Here is a 20,993-nt window from a genome sequence, read left to right as displayed (position 1 = left end):
GAAGGCCCTCATGGGCGGCTCATGGGCCCGTCACCGCGCGGGTCGACGGTCGTCGCCATGGCCACCACGACCCCTCTGTCCGCCCGACGTGCCGGCGGGCCGCCGAGGCGTCCCCGCGTCGCCCTCTACGGGCACGACACCCAGGGCCTCGGGCACCTGCGCCGCAACCTGGCGCTCGCCGAGGTCCTCGCCGACGAGGAGCACGGTCTCGGTGCCGACGTCCTCGTGCTCTCCGGGGCGAGCGAGGCCGGGCTCTTCCCGCGGCCGCAGGGCGTCGACGTGCTCGTGCTGCCCGGCGTCCGCAAGGACGGCGACGGCCGGTACGCCCCCCGTGCGCTGCGGGGCGACCTCGGCGACGTCGTCGACCTGCGCCGGGCCACGCTCGCCACCGCGCTGCGGTCCTTCACCCCCGACCTCTTCGTCGTCGACAAGGCGCCGTGGGGCTTCGGCGGTGAGCTCGCCGACGCCCTGCCCCTGCTGCGCGCCGCCGGCACGCACACCGTGCTCGGCCTGCGCGACGTCCTCGACGACCCCGGCTCCACGAGGTCCCAGTGGGCCTCCGAGGAAGGCGACGAGGCCGTCCGCCGGTGCTACGACGAGGTGTGGGTCTACGGCGACCGCAGCGTGCACGACCTGCCGGAGGCCGCCGGCATGGCGCCGGACGTCGTCGCCCGGTGCCGGCACGTGGGCTACCTCTCCGAGGGGCGGCTCTCGAGGGAGGCGGCCCGGGCGCGGCCGCCCGTCGAGGGGAACCGCTGGGTCCTGGGGGTGGCCGGCGGCGGCCAGGACGGCGCGCCCCTGGCCCGCGCCGTCGCCGCCTCGGTCCCGCCGCCCGGCACGACGCTCGTCCTCGTCGCCGGACCCCAGCTGCCCGAGGCCGACCTCAAGCAGCTGCGCGCCGCCGGCGCGGCCCGCGGGGACCTGCACGTCGTCCGCTTCAGCAAGCACTGCGCGGCCTGGGCCGCCGGGGCGGAGGCCGTCGTGGCCATGGGTGGCGCCAACACCGTCGGCGAGCTGCTCGCCACCGACGTGCCCGCCCTCGTCGTCCCCCGCACCCACCCCCGGCGCGAGCAGGAGGTCCGGGCCCGCGCGCTGGAGGCTCGCGGCGCCCTCGACGTCATGCTGCCGGACGAGGTCAGCGCGGCCCGCGTCACCGCCTGGCTGCGCGGCGCCGTGGGGCGACGCACCGACCGCTCGTCCCTGCAGCTCGACGGCCTGAGCACCGTCCGCCGCCGAGCCGACCAGCTCGTCGGCGCCACCCGCCGCTCGCCTGCCCGCCCGGCAGCCGCACCGTCCCGCCCGGCCAGCACCAGACCGGCCACCACCAGACCGGCCAGCACCAGCGCTGCCACCGGCACCGACGACGACACCGACGCCTGGGAGGGCCACCGTGCTGCTGTCTGACCCGACCACCACGACGGCGGCCAGCAGCTCCGCGCCGGTCGGCGACGAGACCGCGTCGACGACGCCGGGGCCCGCGGCCCCGCGGCCGCGCGTCGGCTACGTCGTCAAGGCCTACCCGCGCTTCTCCGAGACCTTCGTCGTCCGCGAGGTCCTGGCCCGCGAGGCCGCCGGCGAGGACCTCACCATCGCCAGCCTCCGGCCGCAGCGCGACCCCCGCTTCCACGCCCTGCTCGCCCAGGTCCGGGCCCCCGTCGCCTGGATCGCCTCCGACGAGCGCGGCGGCCTCGCCCGGATGTGGGCCGCCCTCGCCGACGTCCGGGCCGCGGCCGCCGCAGCCGGACGCCCGGACGTCACGGACCAGACGCTCCGGGCCATGCTGGACGAGGAGCCCGGCGTCGCCGCCCAGGGCGCCCTCGTCGCCCGCTGGGCGCTGGAGGAGGGGGTCACCCACCTGCACGCCCACTTCGCCTCGCTGCCCGCCCGCACCACACGCCTCGCCGCGCTGCTCACGGGGCTGCCGTGGACGACGACCGCGCACGCCAAGGACGTCTTCCACGAGGACGTCGACCCGCAGCGGCTCCGCGCCGTGCTCGCGGCGGCCGACGGCGTCGTCGCGGTGAGCGACATGACGACCGCCTGGCTGGCCGAGCGTCACCCGCAGGCTCGGCTCCAGCGCGTCTTCAACGGCCTGGACCTGGAGGAGCTCGCGTGGTCCGGCCCGGCCCAGCGGCCCGCCGTCGTCGCCGCGGTCGGACGGCTCGTGCCCAAGAAGGGCTTCGACGTGCTCCTGGACGCGCTCGCGCTGCTGCGCGCCCGCGGCACCGACGTGCGTCTTCGCCTCGTCGGGGCCGGCGAGCAGGAGGCCGCGCTGCGGGCGCAGGCCGCCTCGCTCGGCCTGGTGGACGTCGTCGACATGCCTGGCCCCCTGCCCCAGCACGACGTCGTCGAGCTGCTGCGCACGTCCGCCGTCTTCGCGGCCCCGTGCGTCGTCGCCGAGGACGGCGACCGAGACGGCCTGCCCACCGTCGTCCTGGAGGCGCTCGCCGTCGGCTGCCCCGTCGTCTCCACGCCGGTCACCGGCATCCCCGAGGCCGTCCTCGACGGCGAGACGGGCGTGCTCGTGCCCGAACGGGACGCTCAGGCCCTCGCCGCCGCCCTGGCCCGGCTGCTCGCCGACGGCGAGGAGCGCGAGCGCCTGTCCCGGCGCGGACGCGCGCACGTCGAGGAGCACTTCGACGTCACCGTCCAGGCCGCGTCGCTGCGCGCCCTCACCGAGCAGGTGGCTGCCGAGCGCGCCGCCGTGGGCACCGGGGAAGCCCGGTGAGCGCGCTCAGCCGCCCAGGCACGGCCACCGGCGAGGTCGGCGCCGTCGTCTACGTCGTCCTGGACCCGGGCGTGCCTGCCTACGGGCGCAAGGGGTGCTCGGTGCACGTGCAGGAGGTGCTGCGCGACCTCGTCCGCCGCGCCCGGGCCGGCGGGCACGAGGTGCACCTCGTCGCCGCCCGGCTGGGCGGCGAGGCCCCCGAGGGGCTGGAGGACGTCGTCGTGCACGAGCTGGGCCGGCCGAGGGCCGACGGCCCCGCGGCGTCCGAGCGCGCCCTCGTGGCGCTCGACGCCCGCGCGGGCGACCTGGTGGCGCGCCTGGTGGGCGAGGCCGTGGCCGAGCAGGCCACCTCCGGCGGGCCGGCGCCGCTGGTCTACCAGCGCTACGGCCTGTGGAGCGCGGCAGTCCTGGAGCGCGCCGCCGCCGCCGGGGCCACCACCGCGCTGGAGGTCAACGCGCCCCTGGTCGAGGAGCAGGAGCGCCACCGGGTGCTCGTGGACCGCACGCTCGCCGTCACGACGACCCAGCGGGCGCTGCGCGCCGCCGACGTGGTCGTGGCCGTCAGCGCGGCCGTCGCCACGTGGGCCCGGGAGATGGCCGGGCGCGACGTGCTCGTGCTGCCCAACGGCGTCGACGCCGACCGGTTCACCGTGACGGGCGGGCCGCGGCAGCGAGGCGACGCCGAGCCCCTCGTCGTCGGGTTCGTCGGGACCTTCCGGCCGTGGCACGGGCTCGAGGAGCTCGTCGAGGCGACCGCCGCGGTGGCCCGCTCGGGCGACGCCGTACGGCTGCTCCTCGTCGGCGACGGGCCGACGCGCGAGGCCGTCCTCGCCCGCGCGGCCGCCGCCGGGGTCGACGTCGAGGCGCCCGGCGCCGTCGCGCCGCACGAGGTCCCCGGGCTGCTCGCCCGCTGCGACGTCGCCGCCGCGCCCTACCCGGGCGGGCAGACGTACTTCTCCCCGCTCAAGCTCGTCGAGTACCTCGCCGCCGGCCTGCCCGTGGTGGCCTCCGCGGTGGCCGACGTGCCCTCCCTCTTCCGCCGGGACGAGCTGCTCCTCGTGCCGCCCGGGGACGGGCCGGCCCTGGCCGCGGCGCTGGGCCGTCTGGTGCGCGAGCCGGCCCTGCGCGCCAGGCTGGCCGCCCGCGGCCGCGCCGCCGCGCTCGAGCGCTTCGGGTGGCACGAGGTCGTCGGGCGCACGCTCGAGGCCGCGGCCACCGGCCACGACGAGCGGTCCGCGCGCCGGGCCCGGGCGAGGCTGCCGCAGGCACCTGCGCCGACGTCCGTGCGCACGCCCGCGCCCGTCGGGGGAGGGAGGGGCTGATGCCGGGCGGACGCACGCCCCGCCCGCCGAAGGCACCCGGCCCGGTCTCCCTGCCCGCGCCGGGTGCGCTGCGGCGCACCCTCGGCGTGCTGCGCCCGCACGTCGCGGGCTCCCGCCTGCTCGTCGCCGGTGGGCTGCTCGCCGTCCTCCTGGAGGTCGCCGCCCGGCTGCTCGAGCCGATCCCCGTCGCCTGGGTCATCGACGGCGTCATCCCCGCCGTCACCGGCCAGGGCGTGCCCGGTGGCACGGTGGAGCTGCTCGTCACCGCCGGCGTCGCCGTCCTCGGCGTCGCGGCGCTGCGGGCGGGGGCCGCGTACGTCTCGACCGTCGCCTTCGCCCTCGTCGGTGCCCGGGTGACGACGCGGCTGCGCTCGCACCTGCACGACCGCCTGCTCGGCGCCCGGCTGTCCTTCCACGAGGGCGCCCGCAGCGGCGACCTCGTCAACCGGATGGTCGGCGACGTCGGACGGGTCCAGGAGGTCGCCGTCACCGCCGGGCTGCCGCTCGTCGCCAACGTCGTCACGGTGGTCGCGATGGTCGGCGTCGTGCTGTGGCTGGACCTGCTGCTCGGGGCGGTGGTGCTGGTGGTCCTGCCGCTGCTGCTGCTCTCGGGACGGACGGCGGCGGGCAAGATCACCGGTGCGTCCCGCAGCCAGCGCGCGACGGAGGGGCAGCTGGCCGGTGACACCGGCGAGTCCTTCGCCGCCGTCCGCACCGTGCAGGCCTACGGGCTCGTCGGCCACCTCGGGGACCGGTTGCGCACCGCCGACGCCAAGGGCGTCAAGGACGGCGTCAGGACCAAGCGGCTGACGGCCGGCCTGGAGCGGCGCACCGACCTCCTCGTCGGCCTGGCCACGGCCCTCGTGCTCGGCATCGGTGGCTGGCGCGTCGTCACCGGGGCGATCACCCCGGGAGAGCTCGTCATCGTCCTCACCTACCTCAAGACCACCTTCAAGCCGTTGCGCGACCTGGCCAAGCACACCGGCCGCATCGCCAAGGCCTGCGCCTCCGGCGAGCGCATCGCCGACGCGCTCGACCGGGCCGAGCCGGAGCAGGACCGCTCGTGGGCGCGCGCCCTGCCGGCGACGACGGCCGGCGAGCGGGGGGCGGTCGACGTCGTCGGCCTCGTCGCCGGCTACCCGGGCCGCGAGCCGGTGCTGCGGGGGGCTGACCTGCGGGTGCGCCCCGGCGAGCGCGTGGCCGTGGTCGGGCCGAGCGGAGCGGGCAAGTCCACGCTCCTCCAGGTGCTGCTGCGTTTCCTCGACCCCGCCGACGGCGTGGTGCGCGTGGACGGGCACGACGTCGCCGACCTGACCCGGGCGAGCCTGCGCGAGGCGACGGCGGTCGTCCTGCAGGACTCGGTGCTCATGGGCGGGACGCTCGCCGACAACGTCAGGCTGGGCAACCTCGGCGTCACCGACGAGGAGGCCGAGGTCGCCCTGCGACGCGCGGGGCTCGGCGCGCTCGTGGACTCCTTGCCCGACGGCGCGGCCTCGCCGGTGGCCGAGCGGGGGGCGACCCTCTCCGGCGGGCAGCGACAACGCGTCGCCGTCGCCCGGGCGCTCGTGCGCGACCCGGCGCTCGTGCTCCTCGACGAGCCCACGACCGGGCTGGACGCCACCAGCGCCGCCGAGGTGCTCGACGCGCTGATGGAGCTCGCCGAGGGACGCACGACCCTGCTCGTCACGCACGACCCGGCGCTGCTCTCGAAGGTCGACCGCGTGGTGGAGCTGCGCGACGGCCTGCTGGTCGAGGCACCCGCCCCGGTGGGCGAGCGGCCCGTCGGGCCGGGAGGCGGGCCCGTCGAGGGCGCCGGCGGCCCCCCGGACGACGCCGCCGGGCGGACGGCGGCAGCGCCGGCCTCGCGCGACGCGGAGCCGGCGGGGCCCGGAGGCCGCCGGTGAGCGCCGGGGCCGAGCCGCTCCCCTGCGGCCGCGCGGGCGACGCCGTCGCCGACCGTGCCGTCCTGGCCCGCAACCCCGACCTCCCCGGGCTCGGGCTGCTCCTGGACCCCGCCCGGCTGGAGCAGGCCCTGCTGCCGCTGCTCGCGCCGGGCGCGTCCGCCCGGGGCGCGCGCGTGGACCGGCTGCGGGTCAAGCCCGGCGCGTCGGTGCGGGCGTCGGTGGTCGTGCCCGCGCACGACCCGGCGACCTCAGACGGGGGTGCCCTCCGCCTCCTCGTCACCGCCTACGCCGCGGACCAGTGGCAGGAGAAGTCGGCCAAGGACCTCGCCGTCGCCCGGCAGGTCGGCGTCGCAGCGGTCGTGCGCGAGGACGAGCAGGTGGTCCTCGCCCCGGTCGTCGCCGACCGGGCTCTGCCCCGGCTCGCCCGGGTGCGCCCCGGACCGGTCCCCGTGCGGCTGCGCCGGGTCCTGCGGGGTGCCCGCGCGCAGGACGCCGCGGCCGCCGGGCTCGGCGGCGACGCGCCGCCGAGCACCTGGGTCCGGGCGACGACGCTGTCCTACAACCCCGGTCGCCGGTGGGTGGGGCGGCTGGACCCCGTCCCGGACGGGGGCCCCGGCGCCTGCCCGGTGCTGCTGCGCCTGCACGAGGGCGGGCGGGTCGAGCTGGTCGCGTGGCAGCGCGGACGGGTCTGGCGGCGCGCGGACGGCACGGCCGTCGTCGTGGCGGCCCTCGCCCGCGCCCTGCCGGCGCAGGCCGGAGCGTCGGCGCACCTCGTCGACGTCGCCGCCGACGTCCGGGGCGCCGCCGAGGGGGTCGCCGCCCTCGACGACCGGTGGGGGAGGCGGGCGCACGCGCTCGCCGAGCGGCTGGGCCCGCTGCTCGCCGCGCTGCCGGCAGCGCCGGCGCACGGAGACCTGTCGCCCGACCAGGTCGTCGTCGACGGCGACCGGGCCTGCGTCGTCGACTGGGACCGGCACGGGCCGTGGCCGGTCGGCTGGGACGCCGCCACGTGGGAGGCGGCCCAGCGCGCCGTCGAGCCGGGCGCCGAGCCGGTGCCGCTGGACGCCCGGCCGGTCCCTGCGCCCGTCCGGGCCGCCGCGCACCTCCTGCGCGCCGTCGAGCCGTTCCGGCGACGTCGCCCCGGGTGGGCCGCGACCGTCGAGCAGCTGCTGGGCACGGCCGAGGCGGCCCTCGACGACGCGCCCGCGCACCTCTCCGACCGCGCTGGTGAGTCGGCTCTTGCTGGTGGGTCCGGTCTTGCTGGTAGGCTCGGTCTTGCTGGTGGGCTGGGTCTCGCTGGTGGGCCGGGTGCCGCTGCTGGGCCGGACCCGGACGTGGGGCCGCGCCTGCCGGCGCTGGTCGACGAGGACGGCTCGCGGCTGCGGCTGCGGCGGGCCTGGCCGGCGGACCTGCGCGAGCCCGGGCCCGACCTTGTCGTCGAGCTGCTCCGGTCCCCGGAGCCCGGCGGCGCCGAGGAGGTGCTGGGCGGCGTCGTCGAGGACGGGCGGCTGAGCGTGCTGCGGGCCGACCCGGCCCTGCCGGACCTGGCGCGGTGGCGGGCCGAGCCGGGCACCCGCGTGGTGGGCCACCGGACAGGGCGGCGCGCCGTCGTGCGGCTCGCCGACGGCCGGTTCGTCAAGGTCGCCCGGGCGTCGGCGACCCGGCGGGCGCTGGAGCGGCTCGACGCCGTCGAGGGGATGCTGGGGGACCCGGCGCACGGCGTCGTGGTGCTCGACGCGGCGCCCGGGCACCCGCTGGACGCGCTCCTGGCCTCGGCCCCCGACGCGGTCTGCGGGCGGGCGGGCGCCGTCCTGGGGACGGCGCTGGCCGTCCTGGCGCTGAGCGGCGCGCCCGACCCGGCTGCGCTCTCCTTGCCCGTCCACACCCGTGCGGACGAGGCGACGACGACGCGCCGCTGGTGCGCCGCCGCGCGGGCCGCGGGAGCGGTGCGGGGGCGGGCGGCCCGGGACCTCGAGCGCCGCGGCGAGGGGGCGCTCGAGGCCCTGGCGGGCCTGCCCGACGCGGAGCCGGTCCCGTCCCACCGCGACCTCCACGAGGGCCAGGTGCTCGTCCGGGGGGTCGGCGGTCCGTCCCGGCCGTGGCCCCGTGCGGGCGGGCGGGAGCCACGGGTGGGCGGCGCGTCGGCGCAGGTCACCCTCCTGGACTGGGACACCGCCGCCCTCGCCGACCCGGCCGCCGACGTCGCGAACCTCCTCGCCCACCTGGACCTGCTCGTCGCGCGTCGGCCAGACCGTCGTCGCGCCGCACGGGCCCTGGCCGGCGGCGTGCGCCGCGGGCTGGCCGCGGGCGGCCACCCGCTCCTCGCGCGGCCCGACGCGCAGCACCGCACCGCGGTGCTGCGCGAGGTGACGGCCGTCCGGCTCGTCGCCGTCCACGCCTTCCGGGTCGCAGCGGCCTGAGGTCGGTCGCGCCGACAGCGTCCGCCCGGGACGGGTCGAGCTGGCCGACGAGCTGGCCGCCCTCGACGCGCTCGTCGACGCCGCCGCCGGCCGGGCGACCCTGTGCGCTCACTCCTCGGGGTGCGCGGTCGTCCTGCGCGCCGTCGCCGAGGGGCTCCCGGCGGGGGGTCTGGTCCTCTTCGAGGCCCCGCTCGACCCGGCGTCGACAGGTACCGCCGCCTGGGGTCCTCGTCGCTGACGCCGTGCTTGCGGGTGCTGTCGGCGATGAGCGGCTCGACGCCCATGTCGACACGTTGACGTGCGACAGCTCGCGACGTCGACTCGTGGTCGGCGTCGGCGGCCCGTGGGCCGCTGCCGGCCTCGGTGCGAGGACGCTCCGGGACGGCCACCCCTTCTGGAGCACCGTCATGACCGCACTGCTCGCCGGGTACGCCCGTGTGTCCCCCGACGGACGGGACCTCGTCGTCCCGGGCGATGCGCTGGCGGCTCTCGGCGTGCCCGCGGCACGCGGTGCACGTCGACCACGGCCTGACCGGCACCGACCGCGGCCGTCCCGGGCCTGCGGGAGGCGATGGCCGCCTGCCGGGAGGGCGCCACCCTGACCTCTGCCGCTCGGAGCGTCGGCCACAGCACCCCCCCCGCGCCCTCAGCGCCGCCTTCACCCGCCACCACGGGCTCACCCCGACCGCCCACCGGCACCGCGGCGCCCCGGAGCACGAGCAGGCGGCACCGACCGACGTCCCTGCTCCGCGTCCCACGTGTCGCGGGACGGTCGCCGGACGGGCGCGGGCGTCCCGCCCTGGGCTGGTGCCCCGGCGCCGCCCGCGGACGCTCGGTCGGGCCGCCGCTCGACCGGGCCACCGGAGCAGCGGTCCTCGCTCAGCCCACGTCGAGCCGGTAGCCCATGCCCCGGACGGTCGTCAGCCGCCCGGCGCCGATCTTGCGGCGCAGGTAGCCGACGTAGACGTCGACGACGTTGGAGCCCGGGTCGAAGTCGTAGCCCCACACCCGGGCCAGCAGCTGCTCGCGGGTCATGACCTGGCCGGGGTGCCGCAAGAACGTCTCCGCGAGGCCGAACTCCCTCGCGGAGAGGTCTTTCGGCTCGCCGCCGCCGACGGACAGCTGACGGGTGCGCAGGTCCAGCTCGACGTCGCCGGCGCGCAGGGACGTCGCCGGCTCCGGGCGGGACTCCCGCAGCCGCAGGCGGATCCGGGCCAGGAGCTCCTCGAAGCGGAAGGGCTTGGCCATGTAGTCGTCGGCCCCGCCAGCCCCGCGAGGGTGTCGTCGAGGGAGCTGCGGGCGGTGAGGACGACGACGGGCACGCTGCTGCCCTGCTCGCGCATCCGGCGCAGCACCTCGAAGCCGTCGACCACCGGCAGGCCGATGTCGAGCACGACGAGCGCGACGTCGCCGCTCAGCGCGTGCTCCAGCGCGCTGGCGCCGTCGCCGACGACCTGCGGGGTGTAGCCCGCCGAGCGCAGCCCCTTGGCGACGAAGGAGGCGATGCGCGGCTCGTCCTCCGCGACCAGCACGACCGTCACGGACGACCACCTCGCCCGTCGTCGTCGCCGCCCTCGGCCGCGCCCGCGTCCCCGAGCGGGACCTCGACGGCGAAGACGGCGCCCGCGCCGACCGTGCTCGCGAGCGTCACCCGACCGCCGTGGGCCTCGGCGATGGCCGAGACGATCGCCAGCCCGAGCCCCGAGCCGTCGTGGCCCGCCGCCCCGTGCGCCGCCGGCCCGACGGACGTCCCGAGGTGACGGCCCTGCGCCGCCCGCTCGAAGATCAGCTGCTTGTCCGCCTCGGTCACCCCCGGGCCCGTGTCGCGCACCCACAGCCGCACGACGTCGAGCTCCACCGCGGCGCCGAGCGCGACCTCGTCCTCGGGCCCGGTGTGGCGCACGGCGTTGGACGCCAGCTGCATCAGGGCCTGCACGAGCCGCTGCCCGTCCCCGCGCACGACGACGCCGCTGCGGGCGTCGAGGCGCCAGCGCCGGTCGCCGAGGGCCCGCACACGCTCGAGGGTCCGCTCGACGACGGCGTCGACCTCCACGTCGCCCCAGTGCAGGAAGTCCGGCCGGCCGGAGCGGGCGAGCAGCACGAGGTCGTCGACGAGCCGGTGCATGCGGTCCAGCTCGTCCAGGGCCAGCTCGCGGGTCTCCTCGACGTCGGCGGGGTCGCGGGCGTCCATCAGCTCGACGTGGCCGCGGACGACGGTGAGCGGGGTCCGCAGCTCGTGGCCGACGTCGTCGAGCAGCTGCCTCTGCCCGGCGAAGGCGCGGTCCAGCCGCTCGAGCATGCTGTTGACGGTCCGGGTCAGCTCGGACAGCTCGTCGCCCCCGCGCACGGGGATCCGCTCGGAGAGGTCCTCCTCGGTGATGCGCCGCGCGGTGCGCGAGAGCAGACGCACCGGCCGCAGCAGCCGGGAGGCGACGGCTCCTCCGGCGAGGGCGACGAGCCCCAGGGCCGCGATCGAGGTGATGAGGTAGGCGTCCGCGGCGTCACGCACCTGGGCCCGGGCGCTGTCGAGGTCGACCGCCGTGACGAAGAAGCCCTGCCGCGGGTCACCGGGCACGGTCACGGGCACGGCGACGTAGCGCAGCTCGCGCAGCTCGCCGGCGACGGTGCCCTCGACGGTGCGCAGGCGGATCGTGGCCGTCGGGTCGACCGCGTCGACGTCGGCCCGCAGCTCCGGGACCTCCTCGGGGCGGATGCCGCGCTCGCCCTGGAGGACGAAGGGCACGGTGCCGTCGAGCAGCACCATGACGCCCTCGTCGCCGTCGGGGACCGTCTGCACCAGGGCGTCGTCCAGCAGGGCCTCGACGTCGGTGTACGGCTCGCCCCCCGCCTGGGTCGCCGCGAGCGCCCGCAGCTCGTCGACCTCCTGGGCCAGCGAGGCGTCGACCCGACGCTCCACGGCCTGCTCCTGCACCCACAGCGCCACACCGCCCGCCACGAGCATCCCGGCGCCGGCGACGGCGACGACCGTCAGGAGGACCCGTGCAGCGATCCCCGGACGGCGGCGCGGCTCCTGCCGTGGACGCCGGCGCCACGGGAGAGGTGGTCGCGCCCCGGCCGACGTCGGGCCGGGTTCGGCTGCACCCACGCGGTGGGTGAGGTCGTGGTCGCTGGCCTCCTGGTGCTCAGCGCCGGCGTCGGAGCGGTCGAGGCCGGGGACGGGCGCCGTGCGTGCGGTGGCGGCCCCGTCCGGGGCGCTGCTGCGGGAGCGCGACGTGTCCACCGGTGGTGTGCTCCCTGGCCCCGTCCTGGCGCCTTCCATCGTCCTGGCGCCTTCCATCGTCCTGGCGCCTTCCCTCGTCGCGGGCATCAGTCGTCGTCGTCGTCCGCGTCGTCGTCGTCATCCCCACCGTCGTCCGCGTCGTCGTCATCGTCGTCGTCCCAGTCGTCGTCGTCCCAGTCGTCGTCGTAGGGGACGGGTGGGTCGGGCGCGACGGGAGGGGGCGCGGCCTCCTGGGCGGGCGGTGGGGCCGGCGCTGGCTGCGGGGGCGGCTCGGGCGCCGGGTCGGAGGTGGGCTCGGGGACCGGTTCTTGCCCTGGCTCCGGCGACGTCGCCGGTGCGGAGGGGGAGGGCGACGGCGAGGGCGCCTCGGCAGGCACCGGTGCCGAGGTCGGCTGCTCCCCGGCGAGCACGGGCTCCCCGAGGGACGGCGCGTCGCCGTCGCCGGGCACCACGCCGGCCAGCAGGGCTCCGGCCACGGTCACCACGAGCACCCCGAGCAGCGGCAGGATCGTCCGTCGTCCCATGCGGAGCACTGTGCTCCCCCTCACCGCGTCATGGGTGAGAGCGGCGTGAGAGGTCTCTCATCACGGGCGACCCGGCTCGCGGGGCCGCGCCGCCCGGCTGCTCACGCGTCGAACCAGTGCTCGGGCGCCGGGAAGGCGCCGCTCTCGACGTCGTCGACGTAGGCGCGCGTCGCCGCGGCCAGCTGCCCGCGCAGGTCGGCGTACTGCCGCACGAAGCGCGGCACCCGGCCGTCGCCCCAGCCGGCCATGTCCGTCCACACGAGCACCTGGGCGTCGACGTCGGCGCCGGCGCCGATGCCGACGACGGGCACGTCCACCGCCCTCGCGACCCGTCCGGCCAGCGGCGCGGGCACCATCTCCAGGACGACGGCGAAGGCGCCGGCCTCCTGCAGGGCGCGCACGTCGGCGAGCAGGGCCTCCTCGGCCTCCTCGCCGCGGCCCTGGACGCGGTACCCGCCGAGGGCGTGCTCGGACTGCGGCGTGAAGCCGGCGTGGCCCATGACGGGGACGCCGGCGTCCACGAGGGCCCGCACGCTCGCGGCGACGCGGGTGCCCCCCTCCAGCTTCACGGCCGACGCGCCGCCCTCCTTGAGCATCCGCACCCCGGACGCCACGGCCTGCTCCGGGCCCCGCTCGTAGCTGCCGAAGGGCAGGTCGGCGACGACGAGCGCCCGGCGGGTGCCGCGGGCGACGGCGCGCACGAGGACGAGCATCTCCTCGACCGTCACGGGGATGGTGCTGCCGTGGCCGAGCACCGTGGTGGCCGCGGAGTCCCCGACGAGCAGCACCGGGACGCCCGCCTCGTCGAAGGCCGCCGCCGTCAGCGCGTCGTAGGCCGTGAGCATGGCCCACCGCCGGCCCTCGTCCTTCCACCGCCGCAACGTGGTCGTCCGGACCACCCGCGGCCGGGGCGGCTGCGGCACCCCGGCCGCCTCGGTCGACTCCCCTGCGGCAGGTGCGGTCTCGCTCATGCGTCCTCCTCGCGCCAGTGCGTGGTGACGGGTAGCCGTCGGTCCCGGCCGAAGGAGACCGACGTCGTCTTGGTGCCGGGCGCCCCCTGGCGCCGCTTCCACTCGGCCCGGTCGACGAGGCCGACGACGCGGGCGACGTCGCCCTCGGCGTGCCCGGCCTCCAGCAGCTCCGAACGACCCCGCGCCCGGACGACGTAGTCCTCCAGCAGCGCGTCCAGCACGTCGTACTCCGGCAGGGAGTCCTGGTCGGTCTGGTCGGGACGCAGCTCGGCCGACGGCGCCTTGGTGATGGACGCCTCGGGGATCGGCGGCCGCTCGCCGCGGCGCTCCGCCTCCCGGTTGCGCCAGCGCGCGAGGCGCCACACGTCGGTCTTGGCGACGTCCTTGAGCGGGGCGTAGCCGCCCACCGAGTCGCCGTAGATCGTCGAGTACCCCACCGACAGCTCGCTCTTGTTCGACGTCGTCAGCACGAGCTGGCCCTCGGAGTTGGAGATGCCCATGAGCAGGGTCCCGCGCACGCGTGCCTGCAGGTTCTCCTCCGCCACGCCGCTCATCGGCACGTTGGCGAGGAACGCGTCGACCATCGGGGCGATGGGGTGGACCCGGTAGTCGACGCCGAGCCGCTCCGCGAGGTCGTCGGCGTCGGTGCGCGAGTGCTCGGTGGAGTACCCGCTGGGCATCGAGACGCCGACCATGCCGCCCGGCCCGAGGGCGTCGACGGCCAGCGCCGCGCACACCGCCGAGTCGATGCCGCCGGAGAGCCCGAAGAGCACCTGGCGGAAGCCGTTCTTGCGCACGTAGTCGCCCAGTCCCAGCACGAGGGCGCCCCAGAGCTCGGCGAGGTCCTCCAGGGGCTGCGCCAGCGGCGCCTCGACGGGGGTGCGGGCGGGGGAGGGCTCCTCGCCGACGACGACGCGCGTGACCCTCTCGACCTGCGGCGGTGCGCCCGGGCCGGCCGGCAGGTCCAGGTCGAGCACGAGCAGCTGCTCGGCGAAGGCCTCGCCGCGGGCGAGCACCTCCCCGTCCGGCGCGACGACGAGCGAGCTGCCGTCGAAGACCAGGTCGTCCTGCCCGCCGACGGCGTTGACGTAGGCGAGGACGGCGCCGGCCTCGGCGGCGCGGCGACGGCACAGCGCGAGCCGGGTGTCGTCCTTGGCCCGCTCGTACGGCGAGGCGTTGAGGACGACGAGCAGCTCGGCGTCGGCCTCGCGCGCCGCGGCGACGGGACCGCCCTCCTGCCAGAGGTCCTCGCAGATGGCGACGGCGACGTCGACGCCGCGCACGCGCGCGACCAGCAGGTCACGCCCCGGGACGAAGAGCCGGAACTCGTCGAAGACGCCGTAGTTGGGCAGGTGGTGCTTGGCGTACCGGCCGACCCGCCCGCCGCGGTGCAGCAGCGCGGCGCAGTTCTGCGGCAGGCCCTTCGGCACCTCGGGTCCGGTCCCCTCCCGCTGCCCGCGCCCCGCGCTGCTCACGCCGTCGGCGACAGGTCCCTCGGCACGGTCGACGTAGCCGACGAGCACCGGCAGGTCCCCGTGCCCGTCGGCGTCGAGGTCGGCGGCCAGCTGCCGCAGGGCGGCGCGGGAGGCGTCGACGAAGGACCGCCGCAGGGCGAGGTCCTCGACGGGGTAGCCGGTGAGGGCCATCTCCGGCAGGACGAGCAGGTCCGCCCCGGCGGCGACGGCGTCGGCGGCAGCCCGGCGGACGCGGTCGGCGTTGGCCGCGAGGGCCCCGACCGTCGTGTCCACCTGGGCCAGGGCGAGGCGCAGGCTGGGCATGGCGCCACAGTAGCCAGCAGGCCGCTGCCGGCTCCTGGCGACGCTCCTCCCGCCGGTCCGCAGCGCCGGCACGAGGCCCAGGCCGGCGCGGCGAGCGTCACCGGGACCTCGAGCAGCGCTCCGGCGCCGGCCGGGTCGCCCGGTCGTGCCCGCGTGACGGTACGTCGAGGCACCGGACTGGCTCCGGAGGCGCCTGCCACCGCCGTCCGCTGGCAGGATGCGCCGGGCGACGACGCCGGGACGACGCGAGCGCCCGAGAGGGCGCTGGAGGGAGGGGACGGCGTGGACCGTCAGCAGGAGTTCGTGCTCCGCACCGTCGAGGAGCGCGACATCCGCTTCGTGCGGCTGTGGTTCGCCGACGTCCTCGGGGGCCTGAAGTCGGTGGCCATCGCCCCCGCCGAGCTGGAGGGGGCCTTCGCCGAGGGCATCGGCTTCGACGGCAGCGCGATCGAGGGGCTCGCGCGGCGCTCGGAGGCCGACATGATCGCGCGGCCGGACCCCTCGACCTTCCAGGTGCTGCCGCCGCGCCAGTCCGACGGCGGCACCAAGGTCGCCCGGATGTTCTGCGACGTCCTGGCCCCCGACGGCGAGCCGGCGCTGGCCGACTCGCGGAACGTCCTGAAGCGCACCCTCTCCCGCGCGGCGGAGAGGGGCTTCACCTTCTACACCCACCCCGAGGTCGAGTTCTACCTCTTCCAGGGCAGCCCCGCCGACAGCATCGGCGACGGCCGCGGGCCGGTCCACCCGCCCGTCCCGGTGGACACGATGGGCTACTTCGACCACGTGCCGGGCGGCGCGGGCCACGACTTCCGCCGCGCCGCCATCTCGGTGCTCGAGTCGATGGGCATCTCCGTCGAATTCAGCCACCACGAGAGCGGCCCGGGGCAGAACGAGATCGACCTGCGGTACGCCGACGCCCTCACCACCGCCGACAACGTCATGACCTTCCGCACGGTCGTCAAGGAGGTCGCCCTCGAGCAGGGCATCTACGCGACGTTCATGCCCAAGCCGCTGGTCGACCAGCCCGGCAGCGGCATGCACACCCACCTCTCGCTCTTCGAGGGCGACCGCAACGCCTTCCACGAGCCCGGGGCCCAGTACGAGCTGAGCACGACCGCCCGCCACTTCATCGCCGGCCTGCTGCGCCACGCCCCCGAGACCTCGCTGCTCACCAGCCAGTTCGTCAACAGCTACAAGCGGCTGTGGGGCGGGGCGGAGGCGCCGTCGGACGTCGCGTGGGGCCACAACAACCGCTCGGGGCTCGTGCGGGTGCCGCGGTACAAGCCGGGCAAGGCGCAGTCCGCGCGGGTCGAGCACCGCGGCATCGACGCCGCCGCCAACCCCTACCTGGCCTTCGCCGTGCTGCTGGCGGCGGGCCTCAAGGGCATCGAGGAGGAGTACCCCCTCGCCGACGGCGTCGACGAGGACGTCTCGCTGCTGAGCGCCCTCGAGCGCCGCGCCATGGGCATCACGCCCCTGCCCGCCAGCCTCGACCACGCCATCACCCTCACCGAGGGCAGCGAGCTGGTCGCCGAGACGCTGGGGGAGAGCATGTTCGAGCACGTGCTGCGCAACAAGAGGGCCGAGTGGGTGGACTACCGCGCCCAGGTGACCCCGTTCGAGCTGCGGCGGTTCCTGCCCTGGCTGTGAGCGCGTCGAGCAGGCACGCTGGGCTGCGCCAGCAACCGGCGTGAGGAGCCGGCACGAGGGCGTGCCGGCAGGGGAGGGGGTGGCCGTGGTCGTGGCAGGACGGGAGAGGCCCCTGAGGGTGCTCGTCGTCCAGCACGAGGGGCGCTGCCCGCCCGCCCGGCTCGGCGAGGCGCTGCTGGAGCGGGGCGCGCAGGTCGACGTCGTGCGCCCCGACCTCGGTGCGCCGCTGCCGACCTCGCTCGGCCGCCGGGGGCCGGGCCGCCCGGCTGGCGGGCACGACGCGCTCGTCGTCCTGGGCGGCAGCGCCAGCGCCGACGACGACGCCGCCTGGCCCTGGCTGCCCGCCGTCCGTGCCCTGCTCGCCGCCTGCGCCGCCGACGGCACGCCGGTGCTCGGGGTGTGCCTGGGCGCTCAGCTGCTCGCGGCCGCGACCGGCGGCTCCACCGGTCCCGCGCCGCTGGGCCCCGAGCACGGCCCGACCGACGTCGAGGCCGTCGGTGACGCCGTCGACGACCCGCTCGTCGTGGCTCTCGCGCAGGAGGTCTCGGCCGGGCCCGACGGCGGCCCGGCGGTGCCCCGCTGGCGCACCGTCCAGTCCCACGGCGACGCCGTCCTCGCCCTGCCCCCGGGCGCGCGGCTGCTCGCGTCCTCGGCGGCCTGCGGCGTCCAGGTCTTCGCCGGCGGACGGGACGGCACCGCGTGGGGCGTGCAGTACCACCCCGAGGCCACGCCGGCGCTCGTGGCGGGCTGGTGCGCCTCGGAGGGCTCCCGCGCCCGGCTCGCCGGTCTCGGCCTCACCGCCGAGGGGGTCGTCGCGGCGACCACGGCCGAGCAGCCGCGGCTGGTCGGTGCGGCGGGCCGCCACGCCGACGTGCTGCTGGCCGCCGCGGCCGCGCACGCCCTCGCCGCCCGGGACGCGGCGTGAGCGCGGCGACGGTCGGCTCGGGCTCGCTGGCCCGCCGGGGCTACGTCGACCCGGACGCCGCCCGTCGCGCGCTTGCCGAGCCGGCGCTGGCCTCGGCCCTGGGGCGCTGGGGAACCCCACCCGCGCGGGTGGCCCGAGCTCGCCCGGGCGGCCATCGACCGGGCGGTCGGCGCCGGGGTGCGTCGCCGCCGGGCCAGACCCTCGGCACCCAGGAGGCCGCCGAGGAGCTCCTCGGGCTGCTCGCCGCCGCCGCCGACCCCGACGCGGCGCTGCGGGCCGTCGCCCGTCTCGCCGAGGACGGCAGCTCGCCCGCGCTGGCCCTGCTCGCGGAGCCCGGCGACGCCCGCGGACGGCTGGTCGCCGTGCTCGGGGCCTCCACCGCGCTCGCCGACGGGCTCGTGCGCCACCCCGGCGACGTCGAGGTGCTGCGCGAGCCGGACGTGCGGGTCGAGCCGCAGGTGCTGCGCGCGGAGATGCTGCGCGCCGTCGGTGCCGACCCCGGGGCCGCGCCGCCTGGCGGGACGTCGGACGGGGGCCCCGTGGCGGCCGCCGAGGCCACCGGTGACGACCTGCGGCGGGCCTACCGCCGCCGGCTCCTGAGCCTGGCCGGGCGTGACCTCGCCGCCCCCGACCCCGAGCGACGCGTGGGCGACGTCGGCCGTGAGCTGGCCGACCTCGCCGCCGCCGCGCTGGAGGGCGCCCTGGCCCTCGCCCGCCGCGACGTCGGGGAGGAGGCCTGCGCCGCACGGCTCGCCGTCATCGGCATGGGCAAGTGCGGCGGACGCGAGCTGAACTACGTCAGCGACGTCGACGTCGTGTACGTCGTCGAGCCGGCCGAGGGGGCCTCGGAGAGGCAGGCGCTCGCCGTCGGCACCCGGCTGGCCCGCCTCACGGCCAGCCACTGCTCCGCCTTCACCACCGAGGGCACGCTGTGGCCGGTCGACGCGGCGCTGCGGCCCGAGGGGAACGCGGGGCCGCTCGTGCGCACCGTCGAGAGCCACCGCGCCTACTACGAGCGGTGGGCCAGCACGTGGGAGTTCCAGGCGCTGCTCAAGGCGCGGCACGTCGCCGGTGACGCGCACGTGGCGCAGGCCTACCTCGACGCCGTCCGCCCGGGCATCTGGACCGCCGCCCAGCGGCCTGGCTTCGTCGGCGACACCCAGGCGATGCGCCGGCGGATCGAGGAGCACGTGCCCGCCAAGGACGCCGCCCGCGAGCTCAAGCGCGGCCCCGGCGGGCTGCGCGACGTGGAGTTCAGCGTCCAGCTGCTGCAGCTCGTCCACGGCCGGGCCGACGAGCACCTGCGCAGCGGCACGACGCTGGACGCGCTGGAGGCCCTGGCGGCCTACGGCTACGTCGGTCGGGCCGACGCGGGGCACCTGGACCGTGCCTACCGCTGGCTGCGGGTGGTGGAGCACCGCCTCCAGCTGGCGTGCCTGACCCGCACCCACGTCGTGCCGCGGGGGGCGGCGGAGCTGCGGCGGCTCGCGCGGGCGGCCCGCGCCGGCGGCGTCGAGGGCCTGGAGCAGCGCTGCGCCGAGACGCGCAGCACCGTGCGCCGCCTGCACGAGCGGCTCTTCTACCGCCCGCTGCTCGAGGCCGCCGCCCGCCTGTCGACCGAGGACGTCCGCCTGTCGCCCGAGGCCGCCCGCGCCCGGCTCGCGGCCCTGGGCTACCGCGACCCGGCCGGTGCGCTGCGCCACCTCGAGGCGCTCTCCGGCGGGGTGAGCCGTCGTGCCGCCATCCAGCGCCAGCTGCTGCCGGTGCTGCTCGGGTGGTTCGCCGAGGGACCCGACCCGGACGGGGGCCTGCTGTCCTTCCGGCGGCTGTCGGAGTCCCTCGGCGGCACGCACTGGTACCTGCAGATGCTGCGCGACGACGGCGTCGCCGCCGAGCGCCTCGCCGCGCTGCTCGCGGGCAGCGCGATGGCGGCCGACCTGCTGCTGCAGGCTCCCGAGGCGGCCCGCTGGCTCGACGGCGACGTCGAGCTGCGCCCCCGCCCGCCCGAGCAGCTGCGGGCCGAGGTCTTCTCCGTCGTCGCGCGGCACCGGGACCCGGTCGAGGCCGTGACGGCGGCGCGGTCCGTGCGCCGGCGGGAGGTCACCCGCACCGCCGTCGCTGACATCTGCGGCCTGCTGACCCTGGACGAGGTCGGCTCGGCGCTGTCCACGGCGACCCGCGCCGTGCTGCAGGGGGCCCTGTCGGCGGCGCTGCGCTCCGTGGCGGCGCGGCTCGGGGAGCCGCTGCCGGTCCGCATGGCCGTCATCGGCATGGGCCGCCTCGGCGGCGGCGAGGCCACCTACTCCAGCGACGCCGACGTGCTGTTCGTCCACGAGCCCCGCGACGGAGCGCCGGAGGCACGGGCCCAGGAGGTCGCGGTCGCCGTGGCGGGGGAGGTCCAGCGCCTGCTGACGGCGCTCGGGCCCGAGCCGCCGCTCGCCGTCGACGCCGCCCTGCGTCCCGAGGGCCGCTCGGGGCCGCTGTCGCGGTCGCTGTCCTCCTTCGCCTCCTACTACGCGCGCTGGTCGCACGTGTGGGAGGCCCAGGCGTTGCTGCGCGCCGAGCCGGTCGCCGGCGACGTCGAGCTCGGGCAGGCCTTCTGCGCGCTCGTGGAGGGCGTCCGCTACCCCGCCGGCGGGCTCGACGACGCCCAGGTGCGGGAGATCCGGCGCGTCAAGGCGCGGGTGGAGGCCGAGCGGCTGCCCCGGGGCGTCGACCCGCGGCGGCACGTCAAGCTCGGGCCCGGCGGCATCGCCGACGTCGAGTGGACCGTCCAGGTGCTGCAGCTGCAGCACGCGCACCGCCAGCGCGGCCTGCGCACCACCTCGACGCTGCAGGCGCTGGGCGCCGCCGTCGGCGCCGGGCTCGTGACGCCGGCCGACGCCGCGGTGCTGGAGGGCGCCTGGCGCTGGTCCTCCCGGGTGCGGGCCGCCCTGGCGCTGTGGACCGGCAAGCCCGCCGACGTCCTGCCGACCGACCTCGACGACCTCGAGGGCGTCGCCCGCCTCATGGGGATGCCCACCGGGTCGGCCGGCGCCGTCGAGGACGAGCACCGCCGCCGCACCCGCCACGCCCGCGCCGTCGTCGAGCGGCTGCTCTTCGGGTGGGACGAGCGCTAGGAAGCCGGGCGGTCGCAGCCCTCAGTACTCGGCGCCGCTGTCCAGCGCCGTGGCGCGGCGTCGCTGCAGGTGCACGCGGCGGGCGAGCCGGATCACGGGGCGGACCATCAGCTCGACGCTGCCGAGCAGGAAGAACCAGGTGCCGAGCTCGGTGGTCGCGGGGGAGAAGAACAGCACGCTGCCGGCGATGAACCAGGCCGCGACGAGGATGTCGTTGACGATGCTCAGCACCTCGTAGCGCTGCCGCAGGACGAGCTCCTCACGGCCCAGGTGCAGGTGCAGGTCGTCGTCGTGCGTCGTGCCGCTCATCGGGGGGCCTTCTCTCGTCGCGTCGTCGTGCCGTGGTCGTGCCGTGCTCGTCGTGCCGTGCTCGCGGTGGGGCGGCACGTCGGCAGGGCCGTGGGTGCCGCG

Annotated in this window: 13 protein-coding genes and 1 pseudogene; 8 read left to right on the top strand and 6 right to left on the bottom strand. The window is 77.7% G+C overall.

From position 1 onward, the window contains the following. The first annotated feature begins 57 nt into the window (after window positions 1–57). The 5 genes from WDV86_RS15500 to WDV86_RS15480 are packed head-to-tail and all read left to right on the top strand — an operon-like array spanning window position 58 to window position 8,374. Window positions 58–1,404, top strand: a complete 1,347-nt coding sequence (locus WDV86_RS15500; protein ID WP_339568541.1) for a glycosyltransferase family protein — start codon at window positions 58–60, stop codon at window positions 1,402–1,404. Continuing rightward, window positions 1,391–2,728, top strand: a complete 1,338-nt coding sequence (locus WDV86_RS15495) for a glycosyltransferase (RefSeq protein WP_339568540.1) — start codon at window positions 1,391–1,393, stop codon at window positions 2,726–2,728. The genes WDV86_RS15500 and WDV86_RS15495 overlap by 14 nt, the downstream gene beginning before the upstream one ends. After that, on the top strand, window positions 2,725–4,050 hold the full coding sequence (locus tag WDV86_RS15490) for a glycosyltransferase family 4 protein (RefSeq protein WP_339568539.1): 1,326 nt from the start codon (window positions 2,725–2,727) through the stop codon (window positions 4,048–4,050). The genes WDV86_RS15495 and WDV86_RS15490 overlap by 4 nt, the downstream gene beginning before the upstream one ends. Next, window positions 4,050–5,954: an ABC transporter ATP-binding protein gene (locus WDV86_RS15485; protein WP_339568538.1), complete on the top strand. Its 1,905-nt coding sequence runs from the start codon at window positions 4,050–4,052 to the stop codon at window positions 5,952–5,954. Before WDV86_RS15490 ends, WDV86_RS15485 begins: the two co-directional genes overlap by 1 nt. Beyond that, complete coding sequence (locus tag WDV86_RS15480; protein WP_339568537.1) at window positions 5,951–8,374, top strand: hypothetical protein; 2,424 nt, start codon at window positions 5,951–5,953, stop codon at window positions 8,372–8,374. Before WDV86_RS15485 ends, WDV86_RS15480 begins: the two co-directional genes overlap by 4 nt. Before the next feature lie 879 nt (window positions 8,375–9,253). On the opposite strand, the pseudogene WDV86_RS16295 reads toward WDV86_RS15480, so the two are convergent. From WDV86_RS16295 to WDV86_RS15450, 5 genes and pseudogenes are all read right to left on the bottom strand, one after another. Further along, window positions 9,254–9,915 (bottom strand): annotated as a pseudogene (locus WDV86_RS16295) (response regulator transcription factor). Beyond that, entirely contained in the window at window positions 9,912–11,615 is a 1,704-nt protein-coding gene (locus WDV86_RS15465) for a sensor histidine kinase (RefSeq protein ID WP_339568534.1), read from the bottom strand. Before WDV86_RS15465 ends, WDV86_RS16295 begins: the two are co-directional and overlap by 4 nt. Before the next feature lie 86 nt (window positions 11,616–11,701). Next, entirely contained in the window at window positions 11,702–12,139 is a 438-nt protein-coding gene (locus WDV86_RS15460; protein ID WP_339568533.1) for a hypothetical protein, read from the bottom strand. A gap of 101 nt (window positions 12,140–12,240) precedes the next feature. Further along, the gene (gene panB, locus WDV86_RS15455; protein WP_339568532.1) at window positions 12,241–13,110 is read right to left on the bottom strand and encodes a 3-methyl-2-oxobutanoate hydroxymethyltransferase; all 870 of its coding nucleotides are present in this window, start codon (window positions 13,108–13,110) and stop codon (window positions 12,241–12,243) included. Further along, window positions 13,107–14,888: an NAD+ synthase gene (locus WDV86_RS15450; protein WP_339568531.1), complete on the bottom strand. Its 1,782-nt coding sequence runs from the start codon at window positions 14,886–14,888 to the stop codon at window positions 13,107–13,109. The genes panB and WDV86_RS15450 overlap by 4 nt, the downstream gene beginning before the upstream one ends. Window positions 14,889–15,170: 282 nt before the next feature. Between WDV86_RS15450 and WDV86_RS15445 the strand changes: the two genes are divergently transcribed. The 3 genes from WDV86_RS15445 to WDV86_RS15435 all read left to right on the top strand — a co-directional run bounded on the left by WDV86_RS15445 (window position 15,171) and on the right by WDV86_RS15435 (window position 20,582). Beyond that, window positions 15,171–16,538: a glutamine synthetase family protein gene (locus WDV86_RS15445; RefSeq protein ID WP_339568530.1), complete on the top strand. Its 1,368-nt coding sequence runs from the start codon at window positions 15,171–15,173 to the stop codon at window positions 16,536–16,538. An 85-nt stretch (window positions 16,539–16,623) separates the two neighbouring features. Continuing rightward, on the top strand, window positions 16,624–17,463 hold the full coding sequence (locus WDV86_RS15440; RefSeq protein WP_339568529.1) for a type 1 glutamine amidotransferase: 840 nt from the start codon (window positions 16,624–16,626) through the stop codon (window positions 17,461–17,463). After that, complete coding sequence (locus WDV86_RS15435) at window positions 17,460–20,582, top strand: bifunctional [glutamine synthetase] adenylyltransferase/[glutamine synthetase]-adenylyl-L-tyrosine phosphorylase (protein ID WP_339568528.1); 3,123 nt, start codon at window positions 17,460–17,462, stop codon at window positions 20,580–20,582. The genes WDV86_RS15440 and WDV86_RS15435 overlap by 4 nt, the downstream gene beginning before the upstream one ends. Before the next feature lie 21 nt (window positions 20,583–20,603). Here WDV86_RS15435 and WDV86_RS15430 read toward each other — a convergent pair whose 3' ends face one another. Further along, entirely contained in the window at window positions 20,604–20,891 is a 288-nt protein-coding gene (locus tag WDV86_RS15430; RefSeq protein WP_339568527.1) for a YrhK family protein, read from the bottom strand. Between the last annotated feature and the right edge of the window lie 102 nt (window positions 20,892–20,993).

This window comes from Pseudokineococcus sp. 1T1Z-3 (assembly GCF_037482365.1).
Lineage (GTDB): Bacteria > Actinomycetota > Actinomycetes > Actinomycetales > Quadrisphaeraceae > Pseudokineococcus.
The sequence above is the reverse complement of the archived record's forward strand: the minus strand, read 5'-3'. Positions and strand labels throughout refer to the sequence as shown.